A 12,220-nucleotide genomic window follows, 5' to 3' on the forward strand; every position below is an offset into this window, starting at 1 on the left:
TGTTCTTTTGTCCATAATCCCATGTGTGCTCCCCAACCTTCCTATATATCTATTTTAATAGATTTGGGAGTTTACACAATCTATTTTACAGACTCGCTAATCAATAATTCCTCCCTCTCCTTCACCATGTAAAAAAGAAGGAGAGAGATTATTATACAAAGTGACCGTTATATACAAAATGAAAGAAAGGTCATCTCAGACATCGCGGCACTCATTGTGCGCCGATGAAGCTTTAGAATGAAGCGGTTCTTGAATAAACACAGCATTTGGATTCTCTCACAGTTGTCCCAAGATAAGCCTCTGTCTACGGTATCGTGTTCCTCTGGATTTTCTCTTTCTCCTATCGATCCATCGAAGAAACTTTGAGGATCTATGTATAACGTTATACGACTAGACTAACTCTTCCTTGTTACACAGATGAAGAGTTAGTCATGAGATGAATGGAGCGTATACCCTTCCCCACAAAACTTAGTGTCTGACCTGGGAAGGCCTGTAAACCACTTGATTCACAGCCATCGATGTACACTTCTATGATCACCGTGTTATTTGGACTGGAGTATATAGATACATGCGCTACGGTAACCATCGTTCCCGATCCGACTTCCCATAATTCTATCGTATTTCTCTGATTCGCTTGAATCAAAAAATTACCACAACTTGTTGTATCTATTAAATCATTATCTTGTAGCGTAGCGACTGCCCGAGCGTTATATGGATATCTCCTAAACGCCGCGTGTGTGATCTTACATCGTAATGTAGATCGAGTTGAGCGTGTTTTGGGAAGTAAGGGGATTAGCCTTGGAGATGTAGTTAGTACAGGATAATATAATCGTCTTGTATGATTATGAATATGACAACGTCGTCTTTTACATTTTCTTGTGATCTTTGGTTTATTGTTGAACACCGCTGGAGAACATGGGAAAATTGATATTCTGATATATTCTGCTTGTTCCTCTTTTCTTGTAGTCACTCTTCTTTTCAGTGGTATCATCCTCTTCCATGTCATCGCTTCTCATCTTGTCGCTAAATCTAGTTACTCTACTTCTATTCAATGAATCATTCGAATGTTTGGCTTGCACTCTTGCCTTAATATATGAAATATAGCGGTTATTCAAAAGACAAGCAGAATTACAATAATAGAAAACCAAATAAAGCAGCGCAATCCTATCCAAGGATGCGCTGCTTTTGATATAATTAGGCGTTCCGTTCGTTTAACCGTTCGTTCGATTCAAGGTAAACAAATAGTTATACTTGCTTGCATGTTTCAACTCGTCTAATATAATACCGCCTACAGTATCACGATATATGCCTACGGGTAGTCCAAACCATATCTTTCGGTATTTCTCAACAGCTGCTAATTCTCCTAGAAGTGCCTTCTGTAAACCTGCAACATAGGATTCTACCTGCTGATACGGCTCTTTGCTAGTACTCGGAATTTCCTGTCCGGTAAGTTCCCTATAGATACCTCGGAACATTTGATTGTGACCACGTTCATCATCACGGATGGATGCAATGATACTGGCTTGTTCGGCGTTCGGAGCGAGTCGAATAAGTTCATCATAGAATAATTCGTCATTGCGTTCTCCTTGAACGGCTTCTTTTATTAAATCTAATGCTTGTGGAGCAGATACGGACCAGACTGGTTTAAACGAAGATCTATACCAATACGGAGATACCCAATACATCAAAAAACCTCCTAATATGTTAATCATTGTAATAACCATCATATGAGCACATGCCTAGTCTGGTTACAAGAAGATTAGCCTGGTCTGTACATAGTTCGCTCATCACATATAAACGGACCCCAATGCTTATTAGCATTGGGGCCCGTTTATATGTGATCTTTATTCACTGGATTTCTTACAAGTTAGTAGATATTAGTTCTTAGGAGCTTTTACCCAATCCGCAGCAAATTTCTCCATACCTTGATCCGTTAGAGGATGTTTAGTCAGTTGTTCAATCACACTATAAGGAACAGTTGCAATATGCGCTCCCGCCATAGCAACACGAGTTACATGATCGGGGTGACGTACTGATGCAGCAATAATTTGTGAATCCAAGTTGTGAATACGGAATAACTCAGCAATTTTGGCTACTAGTAATACGCCATCTTCCGAGATATCATCTAGACGTCCTAAGAACGGAGATACATAAGTAGCACCAGCACGAGCCGCTAGAAGCGCTTGGTTAACTGTAAATACTAGTGTAACGTTCGTTTTAACACCTTTTTTAGTAAGATAACGACAGGTTTCAAGACCCGCAATATTCATAGGAACTTTAATTGTAATATTCTTGTCGCCGCCATTGATCTTAATCAATTCGTTAGCTTCTGCGATCATATCTTCAGCAGTTAATGCGTCAGGAGTCACTTCAGCAGAAACAGATTCAACATCAGGTACTAATTTTAGAATTTCTTCAATACGATCTTCGAACTTTACACCCTCTTTAGCAACTAAGGAAGGGTTCGTAGTTACACCAGACAAAACACCGATTTTGTAAGCTTTTTGGATATCCTCTACATTTGCAGTATCAATAAAAAATTTCATGAGTAATTACCTCCATATTGTTAATTTCTTATTTCATTTCTACAGCATGTCCACCAAATTCATTACGTAGTGCTGCTACTACTTTACCTGTAAACGTATCGGTCTCTAAAGAACGATAACGCATTAATAGTGACATCGCAATCACAGGTGTAGCCGTTTGTAGATCAAACGCTGTCTCGAGTGTCCATTTTGCCTCGCCAGAAGAATGCATAATCCCTTTGATCTCATCTAGCTTAGAATCTTTGGAGAAAGCACGTTCCATTAGCTCGATAAGCCAAGAACGGATCACAGAACCATTATTCCATACTCTTGCAACCTTTTCAAAATCATAGTCGAATCCGCTTTTTTCTAAAACTTCAAATCCTTCACCTATAGCCGCCATCATACCATACTCAATCCCATTATGAACCATCTTCAAAAAATGACCGCTACCCGATTTACCGGCATACAAATACCCATTTTCCACCGATGTATCACGGAAAATAGGTTCAACGATATCCCAAGCTTCAGGATCTCCACCGATCATATAGCAGGCACCATGACGCGCACCCTCCATACCTCCTGATGTACCAACATCCATATAGCTCACACCAATTTCTTGAAGTGCATCATGACGCTTGATCGATTCCTTGTAATGCGAATTTCCGGCTTCAATAATAATATCCCCCTTATCTAACAAAGAAGAAAGCTCCAGAATCACAGCATCAACGACTTTATGTGGAACCATAACCCATAGAATTCTTGGGCTTTCCATCTCTTCGATAAGTGCTTTTATACTCGAAACACCTGTAGCCCCATAACCTTTAATCTCTTCAACTGCTTGTGTATTTAAATCAAAAGCAACAACATCATGTTTGCTGTCCAACAAATTCTGACCTAAGTTCAAACCCATTTTTCCAAGTCCAATTAAACCGACCTTCATATCATTTCCTCCAAAGTTGTTAGTATGCAGCTAATCGTTAGATTACGGAAGGAAATACGATTGTTTCTCCTTCTGGTACCTCAATATCATCACTATCTATATTTGACTCAGACATAGCTTTCGTATCCGCAACTGTCCACCATTGATCTTCTCCCAAAAGTGTATTAGAAGCTTCAGGTCCAAAAGAACCCGCCGAATAACCGTGAAGGGGCAAAGTGTTCATCTCCACAGCATCAAGAATAGGTTGAACCCATTTCCACGACATCTCGACTTCATCCCAATGTGCGAAGAACGTAGAATCTCCACGCACTGCATCATGAATTAGGTTCTCATAAGCCTCTGGCATGTCATTCGATGAGGAGTAGCAATTCACAAGAACAGGCTCAGAGCTATTATTGCTAAAAGGATCCGAACTATTCAAATATAAAGTAACTGATTCATCCGGCCCAATCTCAAGCACCAATAGATTAGGAGTAGCATGCTCATTATCTTGTTTACGATACTGTTCTAACGGTTCTTTGAATTCAATGACAATCCGCGTTGATTTTCCGTTCATTCTTTTACCTGTACGAATATAAAAAGGAACCTCGTTCCAGAACGAATCATCAATCCACAATTTAGCAGCGATGAAAGTATCATTTGTCGATGATTTATCTACGCCATGCTCATCGGTATAACCTACAACAGGATGGTCTTCAAGTTCACCTGCAGTATACTGACCACGCACAACATTATGAATAACATCCTCTGGTTGTAGAGGACGAAGAGATTGCATAATTTGTTTTTTCTTGCGTTGCACCTCTTCAGGTGTACTATGTTTGGGAAGTTGAATCGCTGTCATCATCAGAAGTTGCAGAAGGTGATTCTGAAACATATCACGAAGCGCACCCGATTTATCATAATAACCTGCTCGTTCTTCCACCCCTACCGTTTCGCTGGCAGTAATTTGAACATTAGCGATATAACGATTATTCCACAATGCCTCAAGAGTTGGATTGGAATATTCGAGAACTTCAAGGTTCTGCACCATATGCTTGCCCAAATAATGATCAATACGATAAATTTCGTTCTCTTCAAACGTTTTACTCAATGTATTGTTTAGTTCACGCGCCGTCTTCAAATCACGACCAAATGGTTTCTCAATAATGAGTCGTTTCCAACCTTTGGTTGATCCTAGGCCGCTTTCTTTAATGTTAGTAGCTATGATTTCAAAAAATTCTGGACCGACGGATAAATAGAACATCCGATTTTCAGGAATGCCTAGTTCCTGCTCTCTTCGTTCTACATGCTGAAGAAGTTTTTGATAATCTTCTTTGCGACTCACGTCTAACACGCTATATTGAAAAGCACTAAGGAATATATCCAGAGTGACAGGATCGCTAGCTTCACGTCTTGAGAAATGCTTTAACGAATCGCGTACTTGATTCTGAAACACTTCATTAGACAATTCACGTCTTCCCAAGCCAATAACTGAAAATGAACCTGGTAATTTTTGATCCAAATACAGATTGAATAAAGCGGGATAAATTTTTCTCTTGGCTAAATCGCCCGTCGCTCCAAACAATACAAAAGTCGACTCCATTTCCATTCCTCCTATCGGTCTATCTCTCTATGTTTAGGTTACTTATAGTTACCTTTTATATTTTACTTACCCAATATTACAACTATGATTTTTATTCGTCAACTATTTTTGTCTATAATGTGAAGTGATTCATCGCCTATTCATCTAGATAATAGCTATGTTATACTATACATAAATGTAATTCCAACTACCTCAAATCATCTTTACTGAAATTCATTAAGGGAATTAATAGTAACCTTAAGAAAGAGCTGGTGTAATGCTACAACATAAGGAATCCAAATATTTATGTGAAAAAGTTGAAATTGCGCATCAAATAATCGGTAAGAAATGGGTGAATCTAATCATTCATAGCTTAATGGAAGAACCTAAGCGATTTAGTGAAATTCACTCTTTTATTCCTGATTTAAGTAAACGAATGCTTATTGAACGTACGAAAGAGCTTGAGGAAAACGGAATTATTATTCGGAATGTCATTACTGAACGCCCTGTTCGAACGGAATATTCATTAACCAGAAAAGGAATAGAACTCGGTAGAGCCTTAAATGCTGTTGAGAACTGGGCTGAAAAATGGCTGTAATAACATACAAATAAGACCACCCCGCATGTGGGTGAGGCCACTGAAAAAGTCCAGAAACAGTTGTTCGTGTGGCCGCTACGATAACGGATTGTCCTTACGATCGTTGTTGCCCTCAGATTTCTTGATTATATAACCTCGATAGCGGTTGAAATCCGATGGCAAAGCATATGCTTTCGAAGTAGCTTTCCAAAGGAAAGCTTGTTGACGAACGCTACCGCTTCTTCAGGACAATTCCGTTCTCTTCGCTACTTCGAACTTAATACATTATTCTGGTTTTCAGGCATCCTTTGCACAATCTATTCGTGCGAAAGATGCCTCTTTTTTGTATAATTAAGCTATCAATTTCAGGCGGTGTTCAGAATGATTCCTAATCAACCCTATCTTATTCTAAGTCCATACATTGCCATTTACGATATCGTTTCACCATTTCAGATATTGCTGATTTCATTGGGCTTAACCGAAGTTATCTATGCTCCATCTTCAAAGCGTATATTCTATAGCATTCAGGAGTATTTGATCCATTTTCGGGTGAATAAAGCCTGTGAGCTCATGATGAACAGCGAATTATCCATTGGTGATATATCTCGTTCAGTAGGATATGATGATCCTCTACTTTTCTCTAAAATTTTCAAAAAAGTAAAAGGTGCTTCTCCGAAACACTTTCGGGACGCCATCTAAATCTCATGATATAGCCCATATCAGACTTTTATACCCTCTTGAACTTGTGGATTGAATAAAAGCAGGCTTTATAACATCGCGCGAAAAAGCCGCTCCTATATAGAGAGGCTTCTTCGTTCAATGATTGTGATTTATAGAGGTTGTTCAAAAAGTCATCTTTTGATCACGAAGCATATCAAGAGGCCTAATCGACGTCGAAGATTGAATTCAGCCGGTCTAAGCGTATGCTTACGAAGTATGTTTCCTCCGAAAACATTTCAGGTGCTCACGTAGGTACTGCCTACGTTCCGCTCCTCACTCCCTTGCTTCATCCAATCTTCTGAGGCGTTTCAAAGAAACGCAACATCGTAAGCATACACTTTAGTGCTGAAAAGTCGACTTTTCGAACTCGCACTTATATGCTAAAAATTAAAATTATCAGGGTCCGAACCTACCCGCGTATTATCATTTATGGCTTCTATTTGTTTCATATCTTCCACTGAAAGCTCGAAGTCAAAAATATTAGAATTCTCGATCATGCGCTCTTCTTTAACGGATTTAGGAATCGTAACGAATCCATTCTGTATATCCCAGCGAAGAATGACCTGAGCCACAGATTTACTATGTTGGTTAGCAATATCTTTAAGCACAGGATGATCTAACAATTTCCCTTGCATGAGTGGAGACCAAGCTTCAAGCTGGATACCCTTCTCTTTGCAATAAGAGCGTAACTCAAGCTGAGCTAGACGAGGATGATATTCAACTTGATTCACCATAGGTGTAATCTCCGCATCTTGCAGTAAGTCTTCTAGATGGTGAACATGGAAGTTACTAACCCCAATCGCACGAACACGTTTGTCAGTATATAACTTCTCAATGGCTCTCCATGTGTCTTTGTATTTGGTTTTTACAGGCCAATGAACAAGATACAAATCAAGATATTCTAGACCCAATTTATTCATCGTGAGATCAAAAGCGGCCAGCGTAGACTCATAACCTTGATCTGGATTCCATACTTTAGAAGTTACAAAAATATCTTCGCGTGTAAGACCTGCTTCTTGAATGCCTTCAAGAATACCTTGCCCTACGCCCTCTTCATTTCTATAAGCCGCAGCTGTATCGATACTACGATATCCAAGTTTAATGGCATTCTTAACGGTATGTACAACTTCTGAGCCTTCCTCAACTTTAAATACACCAAGTCCCAACCAAGGCATTTTCACGCCATTGCTAAGCATCGTCGTATCCTGTAAGCTTTTCACCATTATCATAAGTCCTCCTGTATTGGTTATTATGTTAGATATATATTATTACACATAAACGGTGAATAAGACTCATTATTGAGGTAATTTGATAAAAATAAATATAGCATCAGAAGATGAATATGATGGTTTCGAATGTTATTACTATTTAAATTATGAGTAACAATTAGAAGATTCTCCATCAACTTGTGTATAATGTAACCCATACTATCATGTATAAAGGAGCGGTAAATAATGACTTCAATCATTTCGAAACAATGGCTACTTGCTCGTATGTACGAGCCCGACCTTGTCATCATAGATTGCAGATTTATTATGGGACAACCTGAAGCGGGACGCAGTGCATATGAGGAAGAGCATATCCCAGGAGCTGTTTATCTAGACTTGGAAAAGGATCTTTCAGCACCCGTTACTGAACACGGGGGTAGACATCCCCTTCCTGACCCAGATCATTTGGTGAAGCGTCTCCAACAATTAGGGATATCCAATGATACACGCATCATTGCCTATGATGATCAAGGTGGCGCCATGGCTTCAAGATTATGGTGGTTGATGAGATATCTAGGTCATAGTGAAGTATATATTATGAATGAGGGATTCTCAGACTGGAAAAATTCAAGTTATCCTGTCACAACAGATCAACCTATTCGCGTCCCTCAATCCTATGTTGCGAATCTAAACGCTGACATGTTGGTAGATGTTGAAGGTGTAAGACAAGCATCACTTCAACGTAGCTCTATTCTAATAGATTCTAGAGAACCCGCACGTTATCAAGGACTCGAAGAAACTATAGATGCTGTTGCAGGTCACATTCCAGGCGCGATCAATAAGTTCTGGAAAGAGCTCAAAGACGAGCAAGGTCATTGGAAAAAGCCTGCCCTACTCGACCAACATTTCGATGATCTACCACGTGACCAAGAAATCATAGTCTATTGCGGCTCCGGCGTTACCGCCTGCCCGAATGTTCTTGGACTCTATGAGGCTGGTTATACTCAAGTGAAGCTGTATGGTGGGAGCTGGAGTGACTGGATTAGTTATGAGAGGAACGAGATTGCTACTGGGGAAGAGTAACAACGGAGAGACCGCGTCCTTCGCGGTCTTTTTTACTTGGTGATAAGGCGATGTACCTTACATGGGAATCTCTCAGAGGGGTTTGAAATCAACACGAAATCAACTATGATCATCTGAAAACACTTCCACGAAGGGCATTCGCAATATCTTGTAGCATGCGACATAAAAGACAAAAGTACCTGAACTACTTCATACTTAATCGAATGCTACTCATTCAATATTAAAGCATTACGGCAGGGAGACAGATGGGAGACCGATTGGGAGACAAAAGTGTAAGGAACTAAAGCTATCTCGAATCAATAAAAATAAAAATAAAATGAATCAATTTCATAAAGCGTCCTCTCAATAATCAGACAATCCGAAAATTACAACATCATTTTTATGAAATAGGAGCTATGCAGCCATTTTTGTAGCTTTAATACTTTGGTTCAAGCGATCAACTGTTAGCTTACAAGCCGTGTAGGTCAGACAAGCAAGCTCAAAATCAACCTTAGCCAGTGCTCCGCGATGGCGGATGTTATTCAATTGAAAGTACTCTTTCAGATACGCATTCACGCGTACAACGGCTGTTCTCTTCTTGTACAGATCGTAATAACTGTCGCTACCACGAGCTGGAACGGTGTATTTTCTTGGGTTATCGTCGATCTTTTTCTTAAAGACCTTCTGGCATTGTCCATCGTTAAACGGACATTCCTCACACTCTTTTGGCTACGTGTACTTTACGGTTTCGTATTTCGAATCATAGCTGTCGTACCGATATGAATGGCCTTCTTTGCAGGTCGGACGAAAGTATTTGTCCACGTCGGCATCCTGGTTTTCATTGCGATGGTTGTAATCGATGAGCGCTCTCGCGTTCATCATCTCGGCTTGCTTGTAAATTGGAACTAAATCATAACCAGCATCTGCAAGCACATGAGTAACCGGTAGGTTAGGATGTCTTTCGGACAGTCCTTTAAGCAAGGGAATGGCCATTTTTCCATCATTGATATTGCCGGAAGAAAGCAATCCTGTAAGTATATATTGGCTTTTGCAGTCGACCAGCAGATGTGCTTTAAATCCATACCAGAACACGTTTTTACCTTCGGAGTTCTTCTTCACACCCCATGCTGGGGTGAGTGGAATTTCCTTCACCAACGCGTCATACCCGTAAGTTAATTGTGCTTCTACCTTCTTCTCGAACAGGGGGAGATTTTCTTCGAGTTTCAGTTGTTCCTTTAACCATTGCTCACGCTCACCCTTGGATTTACGGCCGCGTTTCTTCTTCGGAAGTTCAGCTGCTGGTTGATCGGTATCGTCTTTCTTCTTCTCCGGTCGGCGATCTCTAGCTTCAATATGAGTGGCGTCCATAGCGATTGTTGTTGCATCGATAAAGCCTTCTTGAAAGGCTTGCTGAACTAATTTTTCTTGCGATTGCTGAAAGACATTGGATTTTTGAAGCTTTTGGATCAGCCGTGTATACGAAGCTTCACTTGGAATCCGATCAGAGCCGGTAAAGCCACAGTCCGTGCAAAATTCAATACTTCTTTTTAAACGTTTCCTTAGATCTTTTATGGTAGGAATTCGTTCCACAATTCGAATAAAAAGCGAATGAAGCATAGCTGCATAATTGAGCTGAGTCGGTGCCCCTAAAAAGGCTTTCTTCGACACAACACGTAAGAATGGATTAATATCTAACGTGTCAAAGAGATAGCCGTAGGTATCTTTGGGTGACATTTCTAATAAGTCTTGCAAGGAAAACAGGCTTTCTTGTGGAATATTGTACATTGGGAGATGCTCCTTTCTTCTCATAAGTGTCTGGTAGGGGTACTAAACACTTCGAGATTTGGGGAGGTACTCCTTTTTTTATGCTCTACGAACTTAAGCGCAGTAAGGCTTTGGAATTATGAAATTGATTCACCAGTATAGTTAAACAAAAATGCTCTAATAGTTGACGCTCAACTTGTGCAATATACATCCTTAGCCTTAAAGTCTTTACTCAAATCCAGTATTTCCGACCTCTGATCTATCCGCCCTCCTCTTGGACATCTCTCGTATAGTCTCTTGGAAATGCTTACAGGGTCAATAATAAGCTGGAGTAACTGGATTAGTGATGAGGAGAATGTGGTGGCTATTGGGGAAGAAAAGAAGGCGAAAGCTGAATAGCAGTATGTAAGATTTAAATACATTGCCGAATGCGCCGCGTGCTTTGGGCGATATTTTTTGTGTTTCAAGTCAACACGGAGTCAACAGCCACTCTAAGAATACAATTGCATGAAATCTTCGTACCGAGCCCGCCTATCCCACGTGCTTGGTGCTGAATAAAGCTCGATATAAGAGTGTAAAGTTGTATGCAGGCAACTGGAGTGATTGGATTAGTTGGTCTGAAAACCCAATAACTAGGGGAGATAAATAGAGTATCAAGAGACCGCGTCCTTCACGGTCTTTTTGTTATTCAGGGTACATGGAAGTGTCGTATCGTGAAAGTGCCTACATGGCTTGTGGCAAACAATCTGGCAAACAAGGAGGTCTTTGAAAGCAGTTTCAACAAGAATTTCTTGGGTCGCTGCAGTAGTTGCCCAATACTCTCAGGGTCGAGTAACCGGAGAACAGCATAAAAAGCCTGCGCAAGCTGCAGGCTCTTTATGCTGTAGTTATAACGATGAAAACTTGTTCATATTACCCAGGAGCAGGTTATGCCAATAATAATCAGTCAAAAACCTGTTCCAGTGCTTGCGGATAATAAGGACTTATGATTTTATATGCATTTAAGTGAGAATTGTTCAAATCATTCTCATAGATGATCATATGCTGTCTGCCCTTTAAAATAATATCAAATCGTTGCTTGTGGTCAGCCTGAACTATCGTAATATAGTAGCTGAATTTTTTGTCAGAGCTTACATTTCGGGCCGATTTCATTAATTGAACATCAGAGAAATCAGCAAAAATTCTCTCAATGACAGCAGAATCAGTAATAATGACGTCTTTCTTCTCACCGGGAACTGACGACAAACGTGTGATTTCTAGAGAAGCGATTTCTTCTAAACGGATAGTGTTGCCTACGATTCGTTTAAACGAAGTATAGCGGCTTGCTGTATAGGTCATCAAAGAGACGCCTACCCCTGCTAGAAGTGCACCGACAAGCATGTATTTTCCACTTTTCACCATTGTTACTGCTCCCCCCTGTAATACGATTCTGTAATATACAATTATAAAACTATAATGTCATCAGTGCAAATTTGCTTACTTTAACTGCATTTTGTCTGTGAGCATGCCTTTCAGCGATTCAAACGCCATACCCAAATATTCATAAATGATCTGAGAGCAACCCATATTGTTTGCTCGCTATATCAGCCATTTCTTTTTTTTCGCCCTCTATAATCGTTACTGTCTTATCTATCAGACCTGCTGCTATTAGCTTCTCTTTACTTTCTTCAACCTTCTTATTGAAGTTATCGAGAAAAATTTGCATCTCCTGCTCTTTCCCGAAAGTTTCACCCAGCAATCTATATCTAACTGGACCTAACTTTTTTCAGGCAGGCTGTCGGCGGATTAGCTATGAGAGGAACGCAATTGTTACTGTGGAAGAGTAAAAGAAAAAAAGCCCGCATCCGCGGGCTTTTTGTT

The 12,220-nt window shown here is 40.1% G+C and carries 11 protein-coding genes and 1 pseudogene; 3 read left to right on the forward strand and 9 right to left on the reverse strand.

Annotated elements, in window-relative coordinates:
• Positions 1 to 409: 409 nt before the first annotated feature.
• From J2T13_RS10915 to zwf, 5 genes are all read right to left on the reverse strand, one after another.
• On the reverse strand, positions 410 to 1,006 hold the full coding sequence (locus tag J2T13_RS10915; protein ID WP_429371126.1) for an S-Ena type endospore appendage: 597 nt from the start codon (positions 1,004 to 1,006) through the stop codon (positions 410 to 412).
• 205 nt (positions 1,007 to 1,211) lie between these two features.
• Positions 1,212 to 1,685 (reverse strand): ferritin-like domain-containing protein, encoded by a 474-nt coding sequence (locus J2T13_RS10920; RefSeq protein ID WP_429371128.1) that lies wholly within the window; start codon positions 1,683 to 1,685, stop codon positions 1,212 to 1,214.
• Between the two features lie 192 nt (positions 1,686 to 1,877).
• Positions 1,878 to 2,546 (reverse strand): fructose-6-phosphate aldolase, encoded by a 669-nt coding sequence (fsa, locus tag J2T13_RS10925; RefSeq protein ID WP_429371129.1) that lies wholly within the window; start codon positions 2,544 to 2,546, stop codon positions 1,878 to 1,880.
• Positions 2,547 to 2,574: 28 nt separating this feature from the next.
• Complete coding sequence (gene gnd / locus J2T13_RS10930; protein ID WP_429371131.1) at positions 2,575 to 3,468, reverse strand: phosphogluconate dehydrogenase (NAD(+)-dependent, decarboxylating); 894 nt, start codon at positions 3,466 to 3,468, stop codon at positions 2,575 to 2,577.
• A 37-nt stretch (positions 3,469 to 3,505) separates the two neighbouring features.
• Entirely contained in the window at positions 3,506 to 5,050 is a 1,545-nt protein-coding gene (zwf, locus tag J2T13_RS10935; RefSeq protein WP_429371133.1) for a glucose-6-phosphate dehydrogenase, read from the reverse strand.
• 256 nt (positions 5,051 to 5,306) lie between these two features.
• Here zwf and J2T13_RS10940 point away from each other — a divergent pair, with 256 nt between their 5' ends.
• Positions 5,307 to 5,627, forward strand: coding sequence for a winged helix-turn-helix transcriptional regulator (locus J2T13_RS10940; RefSeq protein ID WP_429371135.1), 321 nt, complete (start codon positions 5,307 to 5,309; stop codon positions 5,625 to 5,627).
• A gap of 360 nt (positions 5,628 to 5,987) precedes the next feature.
• Positions 5,988 to 6,305 (forward strand): helix-turn-helix transcriptional regulator, encoded by a 318-nt coding sequence (locus J2T13_RS10945; protein ID WP_429371137.1) that lies wholly within the window; start codon positions 5,988 to 5,990, stop codon positions 6,303 to 6,305.
• Positions 6,306 to 6,706: 401 nt separating this feature from the next.
• Here J2T13_RS10945 and J2T13_RS10950 read toward each other — a convergent pair whose 3' ends face one another.
• Complete coding sequence (locus tag J2T13_RS10950) at positions 6,707 to 7,549, reverse strand: aldo/keto reductase (protein ID WP_429371139.1); 843 nt, start codon at positions 7,547 to 7,549, stop codon at positions 6,707 to 6,709.
• A gap of 231 nt (positions 7,550 to 7,780) precedes the next feature.
• On the opposite strand from J2T13_RS10950, the gene J2T13_RS10955 reads away from it, so the two are divergent.
• Positions 7,781 to 8,617 (forward strand): sulfurtransferase, encoded by an 837-nt coding sequence (locus J2T13_RS10955; protein ID WP_429371141.1) that lies wholly within the window; start codon positions 7,781 to 7,783, stop codon positions 8,615 to 8,617.
• A 393-nt stretch (positions 8,618 to 9,010) separates the two neighbouring features.
• Here J2T13_RS10955 and J2T13_RS10960 read toward each other — a convergent pair.
• The 3 genes and pseudogenes from J2T13_RS10960 to J2T13_RS10970 form a co-directional block, all read right to left on the reverse strand.
• Positions 9,011 to 10,381: pseudogene (locus J2T13_RS10960) on the reverse strand (transposase).
• 921 nt (positions 10,382 to 11,302) lie between these two features.
• The gene (locus J2T13_RS10965; protein WP_429371143.1) at positions 11,303 to 11,761 is read right to left on the reverse strand and encodes a hypothetical protein; all 459 of its coding nucleotides are present in this window, start codon (positions 11,759 to 11,761) and stop codon (positions 11,303 to 11,305) included.
• Between the two features lie 139 nt (positions 11,762 to 11,900).
• The gene (locus J2T13_RS10970) at positions 11,901 to 12,098 is read right to left on the reverse strand and encodes a hypothetical protein (protein WP_429371145.1); all 198 of its coding nucleotides are present in this window, start codon (positions 12,096 to 12,098) and stop codon (positions 11,901 to 11,903) included.
• Positions 12,099 to 12,220: the final 122 nt, after the last annotated feature.

It is taken from the genome of Paenibacillus sp. DS2015, from assembly GCF_050433705.1.
GTDB lineage: Bacteria > Bacillota > Bacilli > Paenibacillales > Paenibacillaceae > Paenibacillus_AQ.

Excerpts from the sequence above, each read along its gene's own strand:
- J2T13_RS10945 (WP_429371137.1), top strand. The coding sequence starts at position 5,988 with ATGATTCCTAATCAACCCTATCTTATTCTAAGTCCATACATTGCCATT.
- gnd (WP_429371131.1), bottom strand. The coding sequence starts at position 3,468 with ATGAAGGTCGGTTTAATTGGACTTGGAAAAATGGGTTTGAACTTAGGT.
- J2T13_RS10915 (WP_429371126.1), bottom strand. The coding sequence starts at position 1,006 with ATGACATGGAAGAGGATGATACCACTGAAAAGAAGAGTGACTACAAGA.
- J2T13_RS10965 (WP_429371143.1), bottom strand. The coding sequence starts at position 11,761 with ATGGTGAAAAGTGGAAAATACATGCTTGTCGGTGCACTTCTAGCAGGG.
- J2T13_RS10920 (WP_429371128.1), bottom strand. The coding sequence starts at position 1,685 with ATGTATTGGGTATCTCCGTATTGGTATAGATCTTCGTTTAAACCAGTC.
- fsa (WP_429371129.1), bottom strand. The coding sequence starts at position 2,546 with ATGAAATTTTTTATTGATACTGCAAATGTAGAGGATATCCAAAAAGCT.
- J2T13_RS10955 (WP_429371141.1), top strand. The coding sequence starts at position 7,781 with ATGACTTCAATCATTTCGAAACAATGGCTACTTGCTCGTATGTACGAG.
- J2T13_RS10950 (WP_429371139.1), bottom strand. The coding sequence starts at position 7,549 with ATGGTGAAAAGCTTACAGGATACGACGATGCTTAGCAATGGCGTGAAA.
- zwf (WP_429371133.1), bottom strand. The coding sequence starts at position 5,050 with ATGGAGTCGACTTTTGTATTGTTTGGAGCGACGGGCGATTTAGCCAAG.
- J2T13_RS10940 (WP_429371135.1), top strand. The coding sequence starts at position 5,307 with ATGCTACAACATAAGGAATCCAAATATTTATGTGAAAAAGTTGAAATT.